This is a genomic window from Streptomyces sp. NPDC002125 (assembly GCF_053593715.1).
On record NZ_JBSFDD010000002.1, the window covers coordinates 448,487 to 468,251 of the forward strand.

General features: G+C 73.4%; 13 protein-coding genes and 1 tRNA gene. 9 read left to right on the top strand and 5 right to left on the bottom strand.

Annotation, left to right across the window (positions count from 1 at the left end):
- Positions 1 to 32: 32 nt before the first annotated feature.
- Complete coding sequence (locus ACWCQM_RS05115; protein ID WP_450913972.1) at positions 33 to 1,307, bottom strand: phosphoribosyltransferase family protein; 1,275 nt, start codon at positions 1,305 to 1,307, stop codon at positions 33 to 35.
- Between the two features lie 113 nt (positions 1,308 to 1,420).
- Here ACWCQM_RS05115 and ACWCQM_RS05120 point away from each other — a divergent pair, with 113 nt between their 5' ends.
- Together ACWCQM_RS05120 and ACWCQM_RS05125 are read left to right on the top strand one after the other, a co-directional pair.
- The gene (locus tag ACWCQM_RS05120) at positions 1,421 to 2,221 is read left to right on the top strand and encodes an HAD-IIA family hydrolase (protein ID WP_450913973.1); all 801 of its coding nucleotides are present in this window, start codon (positions 1,421 to 1,423) and stop codon (positions 2,219 to 2,221) included.
- A 202-nt stretch (positions 2,222 to 2,423) separates the two neighbouring features.
- On the top strand, positions 2,424 to 2,996 hold the full coding sequence (locus ACWCQM_RS05125) for a hypothetical protein (protein ID WP_450913974.1): 573 nt from the start codon (positions 2,424 to 2,426) through the stop codon (positions 2,994 to 2,996).
- Positions 2,997 to 3,219: 223 nt separating this feature from the next.
- Here ACWCQM_RS05125 and ACWCQM_RS05130 read toward each other — a convergent pair.
- Positions 3,220 to 3,292 (bottom strand) — tRNA-Arg (locus ACWCQM_RS05130).
- Between the two features lie 318 nt (positions 3,293 to 3,610).
- Between ACWCQM_RS05130 and ACWCQM_RS05135 the strand changes: the two genes are divergently transcribed.
- From ACWCQM_RS05135 to ACWCQM_RS05165, 7 genes are all read left to right on the top strand, one after another.
- The gene (locus ACWCQM_RS05135) at positions 3,611 to 5,254 is read left to right on the top strand and encodes an ATP-binding protein (RefSeq protein WP_450913975.1); all 1,644 of its coding nucleotides are present in this window, start codon (positions 3,611 to 3,613) and stop codon (positions 5,252 to 5,254) included.
- Positions 5,251 to 7,281, top strand: coding sequence for a GTPase (locus ACWCQM_RS05140; protein WP_450913976.1), 2,031 nt, complete (start codon positions 5,251 to 5,253; stop codon positions 7,279 to 7,281). The genes ACWCQM_RS05135 and ACWCQM_RS05140 overlap by 4 nt, the downstream gene beginning before the upstream one ends.
- Positions 7,282 to 7,361: 80 nt before the next feature.
- Positions 7,362 to 7,787: a single-stranded DNA-binding protein gene (locus ACWCQM_RS05145; protein ID WP_450913977.1), complete on the top strand. Its 426-nt coding sequence runs from the start codon at positions 7,362 to 7,364 to the stop codon at positions 7,785 to 7,787.
- Positions 7,788 to 7,974: 187 nt separating this feature from the next.
- A complete protein-coding gene (locus tag ACWCQM_RS05150) occupies positions 7,975 to 9,507 on the top strand; it encodes a Cys-Gln thioester bond-forming surface protein (protein WP_450913978.1) in 1,533 nt (510 codons plus the stop codon).
- A 225-nt stretch (positions 9,508 to 9,732) separates the two neighbouring features.
- Positions 9,733 to 11,397, top strand: coding sequence for an energy-dependent translational throttle protein EttA (gene ettA, locus ACWCQM_RS05155; RefSeq protein WP_450913979.1), 1,665 nt, complete (start codon positions 9,733 to 9,735; stop codon positions 11,395 to 11,397).
- 5 nt (positions 11,398 to 11,402) lie between these two features.
- Positions 11,403 to 11,825: an acyl-CoA thioesterase gene (locus ACWCQM_RS05160; RefSeq protein WP_073746812.1), complete on the top strand. Its 423-nt coding sequence runs from the start codon at positions 11,403 to 11,405 to the stop codon at positions 11,823 to 11,825.
- A complete protein-coding gene (locus tag ACWCQM_RS05165) occupies positions 11,822 to 12,517 on the top strand; it encodes a hypothetical protein (protein ID WP_450913980.1) in 696 nt (231 codons plus the stop codon). Before ACWCQM_RS05160 ends, ACWCQM_RS05165 begins: the two co-directional genes overlap by 4 nt.
- Before the next feature lie 156 nt (positions 12,518 to 12,673).
- Here ACWCQM_RS05165 and ACWCQM_RS05170 read toward each other — a convergent pair whose 3' ends face one another.
- From ACWCQM_RS05170 to ACWCQM_RS05180, 3 genes are read right to left on the bottom strand one after another with little or no spacing between them, the layout of a single operon-like run.
- Positions 12,674 to 13,648 carry an ABC transporter ATP-binding protein gene (locus ACWCQM_RS05170; RefSeq protein WP_450913981.1) on the bottom strand — a complete coding sequence of 325 codons (975 nt, stop codon included), beginning with the start codon at positions 13,646 to 13,648 and terminating at the stop codon, positions 12,674 to 12,676.
- On the bottom strand, positions 13,645 to 16,416 hold the full coding sequence (locus tag ACWCQM_RS05175; protein ID WP_450913982.1) for an FtsX-like permease family protein: 2,772 nt from the start codon (positions 16,414 to 16,416) through the stop codon (positions 13,645 to 13,647). Before ACWCQM_RS05175 ends, ACWCQM_RS05170 begins: the two co-directional genes overlap by 4 nt.
- 1 nt (position 16,417) lies before the next feature.
- Positions 16,418 to 19,756 (bottom strand): FtsX-like permease family protein, encoded by a 3,339-nt coding sequence (locus ACWCQM_RS05180; RefSeq protein ID WP_450913983.1) that lies wholly within the window; start codon positions 19,754 to 19,756, stop codon positions 16,418 to 16,420.
- Between the last annotated feature and the right edge of the window lie 9 nt (positions 19,757 to 19,765).

Sequence of the window (19,765 nt, forward strand, 5' to 3'; positions counted from 1 at the left end):
AGAGTTAGTACGTACGGGCGACTCCCGGGAGGTTACGTCCGGAGCGGCAGTAGATGCGCCGTGAACCAGGCCGTGGCCAGCTCGGCGACCTGCTCCAGTGCGCCGGGCTCCTCGAACAGGTGCGTGGCGCCGGGGACGATCTCCAGCTGGTTCGGGCACTGGAGCGCCGTCTGCGCCTGCCGGTTCAGATCGATCACCGTGGTGTCGTCGCCGCCCACGATCAGCAGGGTGGGCGCCCGCACCCCGGACAGGTCCGCCCCGGCCAGATCGGGGCGCCCGCCCCGGGAGACCACGGCGCCGACACCCGCGTCGGGCGCGGCGGCGGCCCGCAGCGCGGCGGCGGCCCCCGTACTCGCCCCGAAGGTGCCGACCGGGACCGGCACCCGGTCCCGCACCCAGCGGGTGGTGTCCGCGAGCCGCCCGGCCAGCAGATCGATGTCGAAGACGTTCGCCCGGAAGACCTCCTCCCCGGGGGTGAGCAGGTCGAAGAGCAGGGTGCCGAGCCCCGCCCGGTTCAGCGCCGCGGCGACCGAGCGGTTGCGCGGACTGTGCCGGCTGCTGCCCGAGCCGTGGGCGAACACCACGACCGCCCCGGCGTCCTCGGGCATCACGAGATCCCCGGCGAGCGGGACCCCGCCCGCGTCCACCTCGACGTCCTCGGCCGTGGCCCGGCTGCCGGGGACCCGGGCGAGCAGGCCGACGACCTCCTCGTCCGAGGTCTGGGAGAAGTCCCGGTACCACTCGCCCACGGCGGAGAAGAGGCTCGGCGTGGAGAGGCACACCACCTCGTCCACGTCCTCGCGCAGCCTGGCGACGACATCCGGTGACGCGACGGGCACGGCCAGTACGACATGGGCGGCGCCCTGCGCCTTCACCACCCGGCAGGCCGCCCGGGCGGTCGCCCCGGTGGCGATCCCGTCGTCCACCACGATCACCGATCGCCCCCGCAGCGGCAGCCGGGGCCTGCCCTTCCGGTACGCGCCGGCCCGCCGCACGAGCTCGGCCTCCTCGGTGCGCTCGACGCCGGCCAGATCCTTCTCACGGACCCCGGCGTGACGGACGATCTCGTCGCTGATGACGCGCACCCCGCCCTCACCGATGGCGCCGAACCCCAGCTCGGGGTGGTAGGGAACACCGAGTTTGCGGACCACGATCACATCGAGCGGCGCGCCGAGGGCCTGCGCCACCTCGTACGCCACCGGGACCCCGCCGCGCGGCAGCCCCAGGACCACGGGATCGCGCCGCTCCAGGTGCCGCAGTGCGGCGGCGAGCCGCCGCCCGGCATCCGTGCGGTCGGTGAACAGCACGGTGGTTCACCTCCAGAGAGGTATACGGCGGGGGAGAGCGGAACACACACGCGCCCCCACCTTCGAAACAATCCCATGTGCGACGGTTCGGCAAGTCGGGGACGGTCGGTTGTATGGAACGGATCGGCGCGGTCCTGATCGACATCGACGGCGTACTCACGGTCTCCTGGGAGCCGCTGCCCGGAGCGGTGGAGGCGATGGAACGGCTGCGCGCCACGGGCGTCCCGCTGGCGCTGGCCACCAACACCACCTCGGTGACTCGCCTCCGGATCGCGGAGCTGCTGGCCGGCCGGGGCTTCCCTGTGGACGCCGACGACATCCTCACCGCGCCCTCCATCACCGCCGCCCATCTGCACAAGCACCACCCCGGGGCCCGCTGCCTGCTGATCGGCTCCGGTGACGTCCGGGCCGACCTGCCGGGCGTGACCCTCGTCGAACAGGAGGACGACGACGGCGCCGCAGTCGATGTCGTCGTCCTCGGCGGCGCGGGCGACGCCTTCACGTACGAGGCACTCAACCGCGCCTTCCGCCTGGTCCGCCGGGGGGCGGCCCTGGTGGCGATGCACCGCAACCTGTACTGGCGAACGGCCGGCGGACCCGACCTCGACACCGGGGCGTTCCTCCTCGGTCTGGAACGGGCGGCAGACACCGAGGCCGTCATCACGGGCAAGCCGTCCGGGGCCTTCTTCGCCGCGGCCCTGGCCCATCTCCGGGCCGCCGCGGGGCAGGCGCTGATGGTGGGCGACGACATCGAGTCGGACGTGCTGGGCGCCCAGCGCCACGGCATCACCGGGGTGCTGGTCAGGACCGGCAAGTACACCCGGGAGACCCACGAATCGGCCGACGGCACCCCGGACCACGTACTGGACTCGTTCGCGGACCTGCCGGAGCTGCTGGAGCGGCTCGGAAGCTGAGCGGGGGCCGGTGCTCACCTGCGCCGATGCCTGAGGCGGATGCGGACTTCACGAGGTGACGACCGGCATGTCACGAACGTGTCCTGAAGACGATCAAGAAGCAACTCGGGCAACCGCGCCGGCCGTCTGGGGAGGCGGAAAGCCACACGGGCGAACGATCGCCCAGCCCGTTCGCCCGCTCCCCCCGTAGAGGAAGACCAGCATGCGCATTCGGAAGATCTCGGTACTGACCATGACCGCGGTGGCCCTCGGCCTGGCGCTCACGGCGTGCGGCAATGGCGGCGGCGACACCCCCACCTCCGCCGCGAGCAGTTCGTCGGTGACGACTGCGAACACCCCGCAGTCCGACGCGGTGGGGGGCAAGTCGTCCGATACGCCCGCCGCGACCGGTGCGAAGTGCACGGATCAGGCCGACTACGCGGGTGACTCGCGGTCGAATGCCGAGATCAACTCGATCGGTGAGGACACGGGTACGTGTCCGCCGGTGCAGAACGGCGGGGAGGCGTCGGGTACGCCGAAGGACCCGGACACCAAGTGCACGGACCAGATCGACTACGCGAACGACTCCCGCTCGAACGCCGAGATCAACTCGATCGGTGAGGACACGGGTACGTGTCCGCCGGTGCAGAAGGGCGGGGAGGTGTCGGGTACGCCGAAGGACCCGGACACCAAGTGCACGGACCAGATCGACTACGCGAACGACTCCCGCTCGAACGCCGAGATCAACTCCATCGGCGAGGACACGGGCACCTGCCCGCCGGTGAAGCAGAAGTGAATCCCTGATCGTTGCGATGAGTACGGAGTCCTGGGGTCGCCGGCAGCGAACGGATCACGCCGCGAGCCCCCCGGCACTCGCAAGCAGGACCGCGCCGGACCGCCCTCACACCCAGTCGAGGCCGGCCCGGCGCTTACGCCTTCGCTACGCCGTCCTCGTTACGGTGCGGTGACCCGCAAAAAAGGGCCCTCCCGAGGGAGGGCCTCACGCTGCGCGAACTGTGCGCCCCCGGCAGGACTCGAACCTGCGGCCAAGCGCTTAGAAGGCGCCTGCTCTATCCACTGAGCTACGGGGGCCGGGTGTCGGCCTGGTGCCCCGGAAGGCGCTCGTTCAAGCCATCCGTGACCGTGCCGGGACAAGGATAGGGCTCAGATCGCCTCGTCCCGGTTGCTTCACCTGCGTGGCACGATGTGGAGGTTCGGTGAAGCGAACCGATAATCGCAGGTGGGTGCGATTCGTGCATCGCTTTTCGCGCCTCGCGCCCCGGGTGTTGTGCACTCGTTATGCCTGCGCCCCACTCGTCCCCTCTGTCCCCCGGGGGTGATCCGCCGCGCAGGGGGGCCTATACGCTTCAAAAAGGCGTCAAAATTGGGCATTCTTCACATGTGGTAACCATGGATGTACGGCCCCAGCTCATCGACGCACTTTCCGCCCTGCGCGACCGTGTCGCTGCCGTGCGTCTCCCACTTCCCCTGCCGGGGGCCCCGCGCGCCCGGCAGACGCGGACCGAACTGCTCGCCCAGCTCGACGACTACCTCGTACCCCGGCTCAAGGACCCCGAGGCGCCGCTGCTCGCGGTGATCGGGGGATCGACCGGCGCGGGCAAGTCGACGCTGGTCAACTCGCTGGTGGGGTGCCGGGTCAGTGAGGCCGGGGTGCTGCGCCCGACCACCAGGACCCCGGTGCTCGTCTGCCACCCGGACGACCACCACTGGTTCGCCGGGGTGCGCGTGCTGCCCCAGCTGACCCGGGTGTGGCTGCCCCCGGGGCAGGTCCCCGACCCCGACGGGCTCGACCACCTCGGTGCCGACGGGGACCGGGACGAGACGGTGCTGCGGGTGGAGACCGCCGCGACGCTGCCCCGGGGGCTCGCTCTCCTGGACGCCCCCGACATCGACTCGCTCGTCGTGGGGAACCGGGTCCTGGCCGCCGAACTCGTCTGCGCCGCCGATGTGTGGATCATGGTGACCACGGCTTCCCGGTACGCCGACGCGGTGCCGTGGCATCTGCTGCGTACCGCCAAGGAGTACAACGCGTCGCTGGTCACCGTCCTGGACCGGGTGCCGCACCAGGTGATCGCAGAGGTGTCCCGGCAGTACGCGGCCCTGCTCACCCGGGCCGGACTGGGCGATGTGCCCCGCTTCACGATCCCGGAGCTGCCCGAGTCCGCGGGAGGCGGGAGCGGACTGCTGCCCACGACCGCCGTCGCGCCCCTGCGCGCGTGGCTCACGCACCGGGTACAGGATCCGGCCGCCCGTCAGCAGGCGGTGGGACGCACGGCGTCCGGGGTCATCGACTCGCTGAACGTCCGCATGCCGGAGCTGGCGTCCGCGGTGGCCGCCCAGTACGCGGCGGCCGTGCGGCTGACCGGCGTGGTCGAGGAGTCGTACGGGAAGGAGCTGTCCCGCGTGCGCCGGCGGCTCCAGAACGGCGCGGTGCTCGCGGGCGGCGCCCGCACCCGGTGGCGCGGCTACCCGCTCTACAGCACGGCGGGGGAGCTGCTGGAGGCGCTCGTGGAGAGCCTGGCCGCCCTGCTCCAGTGCGCCGTCGCCGCCGCCGACGAGCAGATCCGCGCGACCTGGCAGCGCGAACCCGCCGCCGGGATCTTCCGCTTCGAGGACGCGGGCAGGGAGGCCGGCGGATGGGGGCCCGCCGAGGACATCCAGGGCCGGATCGGCATGGCCGTGCGGCGCTGGCGCCGGGTCCTGGAGGAGCTGGCCGAGGAGGAGGCCCGGCTCCTCGAACGCAACGCCGCCCCCGACGCCGAGACGGTGGCCGCGCTGCTCGCCGCCACCCTGCTCGGCGGGCGCCGCGCGCGGGGCGCCGGGGAGCAGCTCGCCGAACGGATCGGCGCCCAGGGGGCCCTGCGCCTCCGCGACAAGGGCGGGGCGCTGCTCACCAGCTGCCTGGACCAGGTCCTGCACGGCGAGCGCGACCGCCGACTCGCCCCGCTGGACGCGCTCGAAGTCGCCCCGGAGCCTCAGGCCGAACTCATTGCCGCGCTGTCCGTACTGCAGAAGGAGAGGTGGCAGCGATGACTGCCGTCACTGACCAGGGCCGGGACCACGGACCGGGACCGGAGGGCGAGGGCGCGGAGGGCGCGGAGGCGGGTGACGGCCGGCGGTGGGACGACGGGCTCATCGCCCGCCGGGCCGCCGACGCCGCGGCACAGGCCGTGGAGGCGGAGCGCCCGCCGCAGGACGACGCGGGACCCGAGGTCGAGGCGTACGGGCTGCCGGGCAGCCCCCTGCGGCCGAGGCTCGACGCGCTGCGTGAGCTGGTCGGACTCTCCCGTGCCCGGCTCGACGGGGACACCCTCGCCGAGGCGGGGCGGGTGCTGGACGAGGCATCGGCCCGCCAGCGGCTCTCCTCCCGGCACACGGTCGTCGCGATCGCGGGAGCCACCGGCAGCGGCAAGTCCACCCTCTTCAACGCGCTGGCGGGCGTGCAGATCTCGGACACCGGGCTGCGCAGGCCGACCACCTCGTCGCCGATCGCGTGCAGTTGGACCGACGGCGCCGCGGGGCTGCTCGACCGGCTCGCCATTCCCGGCCGGCTGCGGCGCAGGCCGGTGCAGGGCGGCACGCCCACCGACGAGGCCCTGCAGGGGCTCGTCCTGGTGGACCTGCCCGACCACGACTCGGCGGCGACCGGGCACCGGGAGCAGGTGGACCGGGTGCTGGCCCTGGTCGACGCGGTGATCTGGGTCGTCGACCCCGAGAAGTACGCCGACGCCGCCCTGCACGAGCGCTATCTGCGACCACTCGCCGGACACGCCGAGATCTCCTTCGTCGTTCTCAACCAGATCGACCGGCTTCCCGGCGAGGCCGCCGACCTGGTGCTCGACGATCTGCGCCGGCTGCTCGACGAGGACGGCATGGCGGTGGGCGAGCACGGTGAGCCGGGCGCAACCGTCATGTCCCTGTCCGCGCTGACGGGCGAGGGTGTGGGTGAACTGCGCGAGATGCTCGGCACGTTCGTCCAGGACCGCACGGCCGCCGCCCGCAGGCTCCTGGCCGATGTGGACGCCGCCGCGGCCAGACTCCGGCCGGTGTACGTCGCCGAGGGGCGGCCGGGGCTGGGGGAGCGGGCCCGCGAGGAGTTCACCGACCGGCTCGCGGAGGCGGTGGGCGCGTCGGCGGCCGGTCAGGCGGCGGAGCGCGAGTGGCGCAGGAACGCCGGGCGGGCCTGCGGGACGCCGTGGCTGCGTCTGTGGCGCTGGTACGAGTCCACCCGGCAGCTCGGCGGACTGGACCTGATGGCGCAGGCCCTGGCGCCGCCCGAGGAGGAGATCACCGCCAGGCAGCGGGTGGAGCAGGCCGTACGGAAGCTGGCGGACGATGCGGTGGACGGGCTGCCCGCACCCTGGGCGCAGGCCGTGCGCGAGGCGGCGGTGAACGGCGCGGAGGGACTGCCGGAGGCACTGGACGATCTGTCGCGCGCCGCGCAGGCGGGCGGGGGCGGACGGGGCCGGGAGGCCGGGCAGGCCGGCGCGGGTCAGGGGCGGGGGACGGGCAAGGCGGGCAAGGCGGGGACCACCGGGCGGGGCACTGGCTCCGCGGAGTCGGGCCCCACGGGCTCGGCCTCGGTCCCCACGGGCTCGGCCTCGGGACCGGTGGGTTCCGCGGTGCGCGGGTCCGGTTCCCCGGGCAGAACCGTTGCTCCCGTCGCGGGGGCGCCGGGCGGCCGCGGTGCCAGGCCGCCGCGTCCCGCGTGGTGGCCGGCGGCCGTGCTGGCGCAGGCCTCGATGACCCTGCTCCAGATCTTCGGAGGACTGTGGCTGCTCGGCCAGATCGTCGGTGTGCTGGAGCCCGGTCTGCTCGTCCCCGCCCTGCTCATGCTCGCCGGTGTGATCGGCGGGCCGCTCGTCGAGTGGTCGTGCGCGGCGGCGGCCCGGGGTCCGGCCCGCAGGTACGGCCAGGAGGCGGAACGGCGGCTCCGTGAGGCGGCGGCCGGCTGCGGCAGGGCCAGGGTCCTGGACCCGGTGGCGGCGGAACTGGCGCGCTATCGGGAGGTACGGGAGCGGTATGTGGCGGTGACGGAGTTTTCCACAACCGGCCGGTAATCCACAGGCATCGGCAGGAATCCCGCTTTCCGTCCAGAGTGGTGGACAACGCATCGGACGGACACGGACGGGGACGGGAAATGAACGAGACGTTGGTGACGCTGGTGGGAAACGCCGCGACGGCGGTGGACTTCCGGGAGGCGGCGACCGGGCCGACGGCACGATTCCGTTTGGCGGTGACGCCCAGGCGATGGGACCGGGAGCAGCAGATCTGGTCGGACGGGCGCACCAGCTTCTACACGGTATGGGCGCGGCGGACCCTGGCCGCGAATCTCTCCGGTTCCGTCGCGGTGGGGGAGCCGCTCGTGGTGCACGGCCGTCTGAAGGTGCGCGAGGAGGAGCGGGACGGAGTGTGGAAGACCTCCGTGGACATCGAGGCCGTGGCGGTGGGACACGACCTGACCAGGGGGACAGCGGCCTTCCGGCGGATGGCCAGAGCCGATCCCACTCTGACGGCGCCTACGCATCGTCAGAAACCGGCCACGGAAATGGTATCGCTGTCCTGAACAAGAGGGACGCGCCGAAGAGGGCTATAACGATTACGAGTCGGAATGCTTATCTGACGGCATGACGGGGGACTGCCCTTCGCCCGCTCCTTACGATTCCCCAGTACTCATGCGGCACTTGAGTTTGCTGGCGAGACACCTCCCACACGCGCATCAAGCGTGAAGGTCTCGCCCGGAGGGGAATTCTGTGTTTTCTGTGTCTTCAGCATCCACTTCGTCGTCGACGGCGGCGACGGAGGGTTCCATAGGGAGCCGGAGCGGGAGCGGGCGATACGGCCAGGAGCCGGCCGGAACCGGGCGGGGCCGAGGTCTCCTCAGGACGGCAGCCGGCGTTCTGGCCGCCGGTCTGGTCGCGGCGGGGACCCTCGTCGGGGCGACGGCCGCGACGGCGGCGCCGGGCGACGAGACGGGTCAGCACCAGGGCGGCGCGACCGCCGTGCTGGACGGGCTCAAGACCTATGACAGCGCCCTGCTGCGCACCGGCGGCGAGAACGGCGAGGAGGCCGGTACCCAGGAGCTCCCCGCCGGCCTGTTCGAACTGGACGTCGACGGTGGCGGCCAGCTGAAGACGTACTGCATCGACATCCACAACCCCACCCAGGACCGGGCGAAGTATCTGGAGACCCCCTGGGCCCAGACCTCGCTGGGTGCCAACAAGGACGCCGGGAAGATCCGCTGGATCCTGCAGAACTCCTACCCGCAGGTCGACGACCTCGCGGCGCTCGCCGACGAGGCGGGCACCGGGCAGCTCACCGCGAAGACCGCCGCCGCGGGCACCCAGGTCGCCATCTGGCGCTTCTCGGACCAGGCCGATGTCGAGGCCAAGGACCCGCACGCGGAGAAGCTGGCCGACTGGCTGGAGAAGAACGCGAAGAGCCTCGCCGAGCCCAAGGCGTCCGTGGCGCTGGAGCCCGCCGCGGTCTCCGGCAAGGCCGGTGAGCGGGTCGGCCCGGTCACCGTGCGCACCGACGCGGGCCAGGTCTCGGTGACCCCGCCCGCCGACGCTGCCGCGGGCGGCGTCAAGGTCACGGACAAGGACGGCAAGCCCGTCACCGAGGCTGCCGACGGCGCCGGCCTCTACTTCGACATCCCCGAGGACGCGGCGGACGGCTCCGCCGCGCTGACCGTCCAGGCCACCACCTCCGTGCCGGTGGGTCGGGTCTTCGCCGGGCTGACCAAGAGCCAGACCATGATCCTCGCGGGCTCCAGCGAGTCCACGGTCACCGCCACGGCGACCGCGACCTGGGCCGAGAAGGGCGCGGTCCCCGCGCTCACCGCGCAGAAGAACTGCGCCAAGGGCGGCGTGGATATCACCGCGAGCAACAAGGGCGACGAGGCGTTCACCTTCGAGCTGGCCGGTGCGGAGCACACCATCGCGGCCGGCGAGACCCGCACGGTGACGATCCCGGTCGCCGAGGACCAGGCGTACGACTTCACGATCACCGGCCCCGGCGGCTTCAGCAAGAACTTCAAGGGTGTCCTGGACTGCGAGACCGCGGGCACCACCAACCCAGGTGACGGCGTCGGCACGCAGAGTGGCTCCGAGCCCGTGCCCGCCCAGACCGGCACCAGCTCCACCGGCGCCGAGGGCGACCTCGCCGCGACCGGCGGATCCAGCGCCACCCCCGTCATCGCGGGTGTCGCCATCGCCCTCGTCGTCCTCGGCGGCGGCGCGGTCTTCCTCCTCCGCCGGAAGAAGCCGCAGAACAGCGGTGAGTGACTGAGCGCTGAGCGCTGAGCCGAGGGCGCAGCGCGGGAATGCGCCGGTGAGGGCCCGGTACGGACAGCCGTACCGGGCCTTCGCGTACCCCGGGTGCGCCCTCACGGGGCTCCCCGGGACGTCCCCACGGGTGTACCGGGGAACGGACGGGTTTCCGTCCGGGTGCGGACGTCAGGCAAGATGGGTGTATCTGCCCACACCTCTATTGCTGCCGGACGGTTTCTCTTGGCTGAGTTCATCTACACCATGCGCAAGACGCGCAAGGCGCACGGCGACAAGGTGATTCTCGATGACGTCACCCTGAACTTCCTGCCCGGCGCGAAGATCGGTGTCGTGGGCCCCAACGGCGCCGGTAAGTCCACGGTGCTGAAGATCATGGCGGGCCTGGAGCAGCCGTCCAACGGTGACGCGTTCCTCTCGCCCGGCTTCAGCGTCGGCATCCTCATGCAGGAGCCGGAGCTCGACGAGAACAAGACCGTCCTGGAGAACGTCCAGGACGGCGCCGCCGAGACCATGGGCAAGCTCAAGCGCTTCAACGAGGTCGCCGAGCTCATGGCGACCGACTACTCCGACGCGCTCATGGACGAGATGGGCAAGCTCCAGGAGGACCTGGACCACGCCAACGCGTGGGACCTCGACGCCCAGCTGGAGCAGGCCATGGACGCCCTGGGCTGCCCGCCCGGCGACTGGCCCGTCAACAACCTCTCCGGTGGCGAGAAGCGTCGTGTGGCGCTCTGCAAGCTGCTCATCGAGGCCCCGGACCTGCTCCTCCTCGACGAGCCCACCAACCACCTCGACGCCGAGTCGGTGAACTGGCTGGAGCAGCACCTCTCGAAGTACGCGGGCGCCGTCGTCGCCGTCACGCACGACCGGTACTTCCTGAACAACGTCGCCGAGTGGATCCTCGAACTCGACCGCGGCCGCGCCCTGCCCTACGAGGGCAACTACTCCACGTACCTCGACAAGAAGGCCGCCCGCCTCAAGGTCGAGGGCCGCAAGGACGAGAAGCGCGCCAAGCGGCTCAAGGAAGAGCTGGAGTGGGTCCGCTCCAACGCCAAGGGCCGGCAGACCAAGTCCAAGGCCCGTCTCGCCCGTTACGAGGAGATGGCGGCCGAGGCGGACAAGATGCGGAAGCTGGACTTCGAGGAGATCCAGATCCCGCCGGGCCCGCGGCTCGGTTCCATCGTCGTCGAGGTCGAGAACCTCTCCAAGGCCTTCGGCGACAAGGTCCTCATCGACGACCTGTCGTTCACGCTGCCGCGCAACGGCATCGTCGGCGTCATCGGTCCGAACGGCGCGGGCAAGACCACGCTGTTCAAGATGATCCAGGGCCTGGAGACGCCGGACTCCGGCGCCATCAAGGTCGGCGACACGGTCAAGATCTCCTACGTCGACCAGTCCCGCGCCAACATCGACCCGAAGAAGACCCTCTGGGCCGTCGTCTCGGACGAGCTGGACTACATCAACGTCGGCCAGGTCGAGATGCCCTCGCGGGCGTACGTCTCCGCGTTCGGCTTCAAGGGCCCGGACCAGCAGAAGCCCGCCGGGGTTCTCTCCGGTGGTGAGCGCAACCGCCTCAACCTGGCGCTGACGCTCAAGGAGGGCGGCAACCTGCTGCTCCTCGACGAGCCCACCAACGACCTCGACGTCGAGACCCTGTCCTCGCTCGAGAACGCGCTGCTGGAGTTCCCCGGAGCGGCTGTGGTCATCTCCCACGACCGCTGGTTCCTGGACCGCGTCGCCACGCACATCCTGGCGTACGAGGGCGACTCCAAGTGGTACTGGTTCGAGGGCAACTTCGAGTCGTACGAGAAGAACAAGGTCGAGCGCCTCGGCGCGGACGCGGCCCGCCCGCACCGTGCCACGTACAAGAAGCTCACGCGAGGCTGATCGACTTGGCCCGTCACATCTACAGCTGCCCGCTGCGCTGGTCGGACATGGATGCCTTCGGCCACGTGAACAACGTGGTCTTCCTCCGCTACCTGGAGGAGGCGCGCATCGACTTCATGTTCCGGCTGGCGCCGGGGGACGGCTCGCCGTCCTTCTCGGGCGGCTCCGTCGTGGCCCGTCACGAGATCGACTACGTGCGTCCGCTCGTCCACCGGCACGCGCCGGTGACCATCGAGTCGTGGGTCACGAAGATAACCGCCGCCTCGCTGACGATCGCCTACGAGGTCAAGGACCCCGAGCAGGTCTACGTCCGCGCGTCGACGGTCGTCGTGCCCTACAACCTGGCCGAGGAGCGGCCCCGGCGGATCACCGCCGAGGAGAAGCTCTTCCTCCAGGAGTACCTCGACCAGGAGCCCGCCGTCGTATGACAGTGCCCGTACGGTCGCTGCGGTTCGCCGACGCGAGGGAGGCGGCGGATCTCGCCGCCTTCCTCGGCCGGCTGCTGCACTACGACCGGGCCGCCGCCGTCCGCCTCCAGGCGGGCGGCGGCGCGCTGGCGGTCTTCGGCCGCCCGCCGTCCTTCGAGGTCCTCGCGATCCGTACGGTCCGGCTGTCCGGAGTCCACGACTTCGACGTCACCGTCTCCGCCGGTGAACTCCTCGAAGCGCTGGACACCGAGGGCACCGACGAGACCGCGGGCGTGGGCGAACTGCCCGAGCCCGTCACCGGCCCGCCCTGGGCCGGGATGCTGCCCCCGCGCGGCGGCTGGCAGGAGCGCCCCGGGCTGCCGGGGCCCCTCGACCTGAGCAGCGCGCTCGCGGGTGCCGTGGCCGAGTTCAGGGCCCGTGACGCGGCGCTGCCCGAGGAGCGGCGCACCCGGGCGGAACGCGATCTGATCGGCCGCGACATCTGGTCCCGGACGGTCGGGGACACGGAGCTGCCGCTGCGCGCCGTGCACGCGGCCCAGTCGCTCGGCTTCCTGCGCCCCGCGCCCGGCTTCCCCGTCGCGCTGCTGACGTCCGGTGCCTGGCTCCGGCTGCGCACCCCGTTCGGCTCGATCGCCCTGCGCGGCGCGGGCGGCGGCCTCGGCACGCTCGCCGTGACGGTCGGGACGGTCTGAGGCGGAGCGGTTGCCGGTCGGGACGGTCCGAGCCGGAGCGGTTGCTGATCGGGACGGTCCGAGGCCGAGTGGTTGCCGGTCGGGACGGTCCGGGGCGGCGCGGTTGACCGCCGGGACGGTCCGGGGCCGAGCGGGCGCCTCCTGCCGGGGCCCGGTCTACTCCTTCGGCGCGTCCGGCTCCCTGGGCGCGTCCGGCCACACCCCGATGTGGTCCTGTTCGAGCTCCAGCATCACCCGGTGCTCCATCCCCAGTGCCTCCGTGTAGTCGGCGGGCAGCTGGAGCCGGCCCGCCCGGTCGAGCATCGCGTACTCCCGGGCCACCTGGGACTCCTGCCCCGTCGCCGCGTCCACCTCGGTGCGCCGCAGCACCTCGGAGGACGTACGGCCGTCGCGGATCGCGACCGTGCGGCGTACCTCGCTCGCCACCGCCTGGTCGTGGGTGACGATCACGATCGTCGTGCCGAGCTCCTCGTTGGCCCGGCGGAACGCCGCGAACACCTGCTCGCCCGTTGCGGAGTCCAGCTCGCCCGTCGGCTCGTCGGCGAGCAGCACCGAGGGGTTGTTGGCGAGGGCCACCGCGATCGCCACCCGCTGCTGCTGGCCGCCCGACATCTGCGCGGGACGGCGGTCGCGGCAGTCCGCGACCTCCAGCATCCGCAGCAACGACTCGGCACGCGCGGCCCGTTCACGGTTCCGGCCACGACCGCGCAGCTGCATCGGCAGCGTGACGTTCTGGACGGCGGTCAGATACGAGAGCAGATTGCGGGAGGTCTGCTGCCAGACGAAGCCGACGACATCGCGGCGGTAGCGCAGCCGCTCCTTCTGCCCCATCGCCAGGAGGTCGCAGCCCGCCACCTTCGCCGAACCGGCCGTGGGCACGTCCAGACCCGCCAGGATGTTCATCAGCGTCGACTTCCCGCTGCCCGACGCGCCGACCAGAGCCATCAACTCGCCCTCGCTGACCAGCAGATCGAGCCCCTGGAGCGCCTGCACCTCCACCCCGTCCGCGGAGAAGATGCGCACCAGCCGGTCGCACGCGATCAGGGCGTCGTGCCCGTACGAAGGACGGTCGCGGCGCGCGGCGGCCCGCTGTTCGAGCTCCGCCAGAGTGGTCTCTGTCGACGATGTCACCGGGTGTCTCCTGCCCTGAGTTCCTTGATCGATCCGTGGCGGCCCGCCCACCACGCCTGGACGCCCGCCACGGCGGCGGCCAGGACGACGACGCCGAGTGCCGGGAGCGCCAGCGACCACGGGTCGCTCCGCAGCACGGCGGTGTGCGCGGCCGAGGGGTCCGCGCCCGCCAGCGCCAGCGCCCCCAGGTCGATTCCGGGTGCCAGCAGGGCGATGGTCGCCCAGCCGACCAGGAGCCCGCCGCCCGAGGCCAGCAGCGCCTGCGGCATCGCCTCGAAGGCGAGCAGCCGCCTGCCCTGCCGGGTGGTGAGCCCCATGGTGCGCAGCCGCGCCAGCAGCGTGGTGCGCTCGGGCGCGGTCTGGAGCAGGGACAGCAGCACGGCGAGCAGCGCGTATCCCGCGCCCGCCGCGACAGCCGCCCCGTAGATCCGCTCGGCGCCCGACTGCATCGGGGTGTCGACGAGCTTCCCGCGCTCGTCCGACCGCAGCCGCACCCGGAAGTCCGGGCCCGCCTCACTCGCCGCGGCCCGCAGTCGCCCCGCGTCCAGGGAGGCTCCGGTGACCAGCAGGGTCGTGGGCGCGTGCGGGGCGAGCCGCTCCGCGTCCACGATCAGGAAGTCGGAGTCGTCCACCGCGGAGGTGCGCGGCAGGACGGCGGCGACCCGTACCTCGATGTCACCCTTCTGCGACCGGACGGTGAGCGGGCGCCCGCCGAGCCGCTCACCGAGCGCCGGTGAGGCGACGGCCGTGAGCACCCCGTCCTGCCCGCCCGCCTCCGTCAGCGCGGCCACGGGGAAGGCGGGCAGGCCGGTGGCGCGTGCCAGGCGGGCGTACGAATCGGGCTCGACCCCCATCAGGGTCGCCCGCTCCGTGTCAGACCTGACCTCCTGGGACGCCGCCAGCGGGGTCCCGTACTCGATGCGTACGGGAGCGACGTCCTCGACGCCGTCCACCGCGCTCACCCGTCGGACCGCGCCGTCGGAGAGCGGGTCGAGCGCGCCCTCCCCGCTGATCCGGGCGTCCGCGCCGACCGCCCGCAGCGCCGCCTCGTCCCGCGCGTCCGCGACCCCCGCGATCACCGAGCCGCCGAACGCCGCCGTGGTCAGCGCGATCAGCAGGGCGAGCAGCGGCAGCGTGCCTCCGGCCGAGGCCCGGCCCGCTCGCGCCAGCGACAGGAAGCCGACCGCCCCGCGCAGCCTCGCCATCGGGCGGGCCGCCAGCCGCAGAGGCAGCGGATACAGGCGTACGAGGACGAGCGCCGCGATCAGCCCCACCAGGACGGGAGCGGAGCTGACCAGCAGATCGGCGCCCGAGCCCGTCGACGTGCCGCGGCGGCGCAGCGCGGCGACCGCGCCGATCGCCAGGACGAGCACGGTCAGCTCGGCGACCGTACGCCGCCGGCTCGGCCTGGCGTCCATCACGTCCTCGCGGGCGCCGTGCAGCAGCGGCCTGCGGTGGAGCAGCGTCGTGCGCAGCGGCAGCACCACGCAGACCAGCGCGGCCACGGCGGCGGCTGCCCCCACCGCCGGCAGCAGCCGTGCCTCGCGGACGAGCAGCACGGCCGTCAGCAGCCCGAGCGCCGCGGCGGGCAGCACGGCGACCGCCGTCTCCGCGAGCAGCCGGCCACCGATGCCCCGGAGCGAGCCGCCGCGCGAACGCAGCAGGGCTAGCTCCTGATGGCGGCGCGCGCCGATCAGTCCGCCGGTCATCAGGAGGACGACCGCGGCGACCGCGCCGATGCCCACGGCGGCGACGGTCACGACGGGGCCGATCGCGGCCCGCGTCGCGGCGTACGCGTCGAGGATCGCGTCCAGGTCCGTCGTCAGCGTGGTGTTCGGCCCCGTGATGTCGCGCAGGGTCAGGAGCTCGGGGCCGTTCTCCATCGCGGCGACGGCACGGCCGAGCCGGGGCGCGTCGGAGGCGGTGAGATCCGTGGCGTCCGGTGCGAGACGCCAGTACAGCTCCGGTTCGCCGCTGGTGGCCAGCAGCGCGGGAGCGGCGTCCGGGGGCAGCAGCAGGGCCGCCGCCCAGTAGAAGGTGGGCACCGGCGACTGCGGGTCCCTGACCAGGGACGGCGCGCGGTACAGCGGCTCCACCGCCCAGTAGCCCCCGGTGGGACGCAGCGGCGCGACGACGCCGGTGACGCGTACGGTCAGCGTCTCCCCGTTCTGGGTGGGCACCGCGATCTCCGAGCCCGGCTTCATCTTCAGCTCGGCCGCGGTCTCCTGGGTGACGGCCGCCTCCACCTCACGGGTGGCGAGGGTCACCTCGCCCCGCACCTGTGGCCAGCGGCCCGCCTTCAGCGTGCTGTGGTCGGGGAGCGCCGCCGGGGCCGCATAGGTGAGCTGCGGCGGAAGGGCGTTCGGCCGGGGCAGCCAGGGCTCCGTCGCGACGAGGGGCCGCGTCGTGTGCACCCCGTACGAGGAGTTCGCCGCGTCGGCCCGCAGCGGGGCGGCGAGCGCCTCCACCAGCGCGGCATCGGCGTCCGACAGCGCCTCGTCCCGCATCGCCCGCTCGCGGACCGAGGGCGCCTGCCCCAGAGCGGGCGGCGGCGTCGTCACCTCCAGCACGCCCCGGCCCGGCGGCGAGGACGTCACGTCGTGGCGCAGCGCCTTCGTCTCGTACGCGTCCACCGCACGCGGGAACACGGCCGCGAGGAACGCGGTCAGGAACACCAGCAGCGCCAGTGCGGCGGAGATCCCGGGGGCGGTACGCAGTCTCGTACGCACCCACGGGGCGCAGGCGGCCGGGATTTTGGCGGCGTTCATGTCAGTTGTCCCCCTGGTGGCGCAGCGACACCGCGGGATCGGCCCGGCGCAGTGTCGTCGCGGCGACGGTCAGCAGCGGCAGCGCGGCGACCGAGGCCAGCAGCACGGCGACCTGCCAGGCCGGGAGCAGCACCAGCACATCGGGCACGGGCCGCGCCGCCTGCCCGGTCAGCACGACGAGGGGCACCACGGCCCTGGTCAGCACCGCCCCGAGGGCGAGCCCGATCAGCAGGGCCAGAGCGATCAGCACGCCCTGCTCGGCGGCGAGCATCCGGGCCAGCCGCCGGCGGGGCGCGCCCAGCGCCCTCAATACGGCGAACTCGAAGGCCCGTTCGCGCTGCGACCCCACGAGTCCCACGGCGAAGCCGACTGCGGCCAGCGCGGCGGCGACCACGGCGACCGCCAGCAGCGCGGACTGAGGACCCGCCCCCAGCGGGTCGTCGGCCAGTTCCCGCGCCACCTCGTCCCGGACGCGCACCTGCGCGGGATCGGTCCCCGGCAGCGCGCGCAGCCGGGCCGCCACCCGCGGACCGTCGCCGGGCGCGGTGCTCAGCCACCACTCGGTCGGCGCGAGGGTGGCGCCCTCCCGGTGGGCGAGCACCTCCGACACCGCCCTGAGGTCCAGCAGCAGGCCGCCGCCCGGCTTCACGGACGACTCCCCGGCAGGCACCGCCGCGTCGGGGGAGCCCGTGACGGCCGCCCCGGGGCCCGTGGTCGGCAGCTGACGCACCGCCTTCACCAGCCGCACCCGGACCGTGCTGCCCGCCAGGGTGAGATCGACCTCCTGGCCGGGCTTCGCCCCCGAATACGTCAGATACGCGTCGGTGGCCACGGCCTTCAACGCCGGAGCCGCCGGGCGGGCCGCGGTGATCCGGAGCGTGCTGACGCGCTCGGTCCCGAAGAACGAGGTGTCCGGCGGGACCGCTCCGGTGCCGTGGCGGAACGACGGTGCGGCGCCCGCGCCGGTCACCTCCCGCACCTGCTCGCCGGGGCGTGTCTCACCCGCCTCGGTCATCGTGGCCGCGGCCTTCCAGCGCACCGCCTCCGAGGCCGGCACCGGCCGCTCGGTCCCGCCCGAGGTGAGCACCCGCAGCCCCGAGACGGACACCAGCCGCTCCTCCGGGCTGCCCACGGGGGTCTCGCCGTCCACCTCGAAACCGGTCACGGCCAGCCGGCCCGACGCGGACACCGGGAAGGACAGGGTGTGCGCCGCGCCGTCGACGGGAACGGCCCCCGCGCCCACGCGGTAGCCGATGCCGTAACGATCCTCCAGCAGCACGCCGACCAGCGGCGCCGAGCCCGACGGCGACTTCCCGCCCGGCGCCGAGGTGTCGCGTATCCGCAGCTCGAACAGGACCCGGGTGCTGTCCTCGGGCAGCACCACCCCGGCCCGGGCGGTTCTCGGCGGGGCGATCGCGCCGAACAGCTCCCGCGAGGACGTGCCGGCCAGGTCCTGGCGCATCAGCATCCCCTCGTCCGCGTGCGCGGTGTCCAGGGCCAGCACCTCGGCCGTCCGCCCTCCGGAGAGGTCGGCCGTCGTACGGAACGCGGGAGCCGCTTCGCGTACGCCGTCGATGTCCGTGTACGGGGCCGCGTTCGCCGGGTCCCCGGCGAGCCCGCCCACCATGCGCACCGAGGCGCCCGACCTGAAGTCCGCCTGGTCGCCCTGCGAACGGTCCCAGGACGCGCTCTGGCCGATGGCCAGCATGCCCATGGCGACCGAGAGGACCAGGAGCAGCACCGGGCCCGCGCCCCGCAGCGGACGTCTGCTGAACTGCCAGCCCGCCAGAGCCGTGGCCAGCCCCCGGCCGCCCGCCGCACGGCGCTCCGCCAGCCGGGCCGCCGGCGGCAGCAGCCGCAGGGTCAGCACGGTGCCGGCGAGCAGGGCCAGCGCGGGGGCCGCCACCAGCAGCGGGTCGATGCCCAGCTCGCCCTCGCGGTCGCCGGTCAGGGCGCCACCGCCCGATGCCCCTGTCTGCCGGTCCAGCTGCCAGTACGCCACCCCGGCGATCAGCAGCAGCCCGAGGTCGGCGCCCGCGCGCACCGGAGTGGGCAGCGCCGAAGCCCGCGCGCCCCGGCGTCCGCCCACACCCTGCGCGAGCGCGGGCGCGACCACCGCGAGCGCGCACGCCAGCGCGACGGCGGCGGCCACCAGCCAGACCGTGCCGTCCACCCCGCCGTCGAGCCGCAGCCCGATCCGGGAGAGCTCGCTCCGTTCGGCCAGCAGCCGGGTCAGCGGCCCCGCGAGGAGCGGGGCGGCCACGGCGGCGGGCACCGCGAGCAGCAGCGCCTCGATCGCGGCGAGCGAGGCGATCCGGCCCCGGGACCCGCCCCGCGCACGCAGCAGTTCGGTCTCGCCGCCGCGCTCGCTGCTCAGCAGCCGGGCCACGAGCAGCAGCGCGTAACCGGCGAGCAGGACCAGCTGCACGGCCACGATCATGACCGTGGAGCGGGACACCAGCAGCGCCCGCTCGATCTGGTCCACGACGGTCGGCAGCGACGTCCGCACCGTGGCCCCGTCCCCGAAGACCGGGGAGGCCGCCAGCGCCTTCGGGCCGTCGGTCGCCGCCCGGCGCAGCGCCGTGGTCCGGTCCGTCGTCACCGTACGGAAGTCGGCGGCGGCCAGCCAGGAGACCGGCCCCGCGGTGAGCCTGCCGGAGCCGAGCACGGCCGGGTCGGCAAGCAGCGGGCCATAGGTGGTGAAGACGACCTCGCGGACACCGCGCCCGGCGAGCGGGTCCAGCTTCCAGTAGGGATCGGCCAGGTCGGACGCCTCGTACAGACCGGTGACCTCGATGCGGAGCGGGGTCTCCTCCAGCCGCTCGGTGAGCGTGATCCGCGCGCCCGGCCGCAGCTTCAGGGCCTCGGCGGCCTGACGCGGCAGTGCCACCTGCACGGGGTCCCCGGCAGCACCGGCACCGGCGTCCGGCATGCGCCCCTCGACGAGGCGGACACGGCTGCGGTCGAGGGAGGCGAGATGCGTCAGATCCGGCTCGCCGCGCTGCTCGGCGGGGCTCTGGAGACCGCGGGGCAGGGCGTACGGGCCGGAGCTCTCCAGCTTCCGTACGGTCACCGGCAGCCCGTCGAAGGTGTCACGGGCCGCCCGGCGCACCGCGGCGTCGGCCTCCTCCCGCCGCTCGCCGTCCACATCGGCGGAGACGAGGAGACAGGCCCCTTCGGCGGAGCGGTGGGTGAGGGTGTGCCGCAGGGCGGCGTCGCCCATGGCACCCGAGAAGGCGGTGAGCGCGGCGAGGACACAGGTGGTGAGCAGGACGGCCAGCAGGGCGGCGGTCAGCAGGAGCCGGTGCGCGCGAACCCGCAGAAGGACGAACCCCGTCACCTGATCCCC

What these genes read in the sequence shown, in the direction of transcription:
- ACWCQM_RS05125 (WP_450913974.1), top strand. Translation starts at nt 2,424, where the DNA reads ATGCGCATTCGGAAGATCTCGGTACTGACCATGACCGCGGTGGCCCTC.
- ACWCQM_RS05120 (WP_450913973.1), top strand. Translation starts at nt 1,421, where the DNA reads ATGGAACGGATCGGCGCGGTCCTGATCGACATCGACGGCGTACTCACG.
- ACWCQM_RS05175 (WP_450913982.1), bottom strand. Translation starts at nt 16,416, where the DNA reads ATGAACGCCGCCAAAATCCCGGCCGCCTGCGCCCCGTGGGTGCGTACG.
- ACWCQM_RS05145 (WP_450913977.1), top strand. Translation starts at nt 7,362, where the DNA reads ATGAACGAGACGTTGGTGACGCTGGTGGGAAACGCCGCGACGGCGGTG.
- ACWCQM_RS05165 (WP_450913980.1), top strand. Translation starts at nt 11,822, where the DNA reads ATGACAGTGCCCGTACGGTCGCTGCGGTTCGCCGACGCGAGGGAGGCG.
- ACWCQM_RS05135 (WP_450913975.1), top strand. Translation starts at nt 3,611, where the DNA reads ATGGATGTACGGCCCCAGCTCATCGACGCACTTTCCGCCCTGCGCGAC.
- ACWCQM_RS05140 (WP_450913976.1), top strand. Translation starts at nt 5,251, where the DNA reads ATGACTGCCGTCACTGACCAGGGCCGGGACCACGGACCGGGACCGGAG.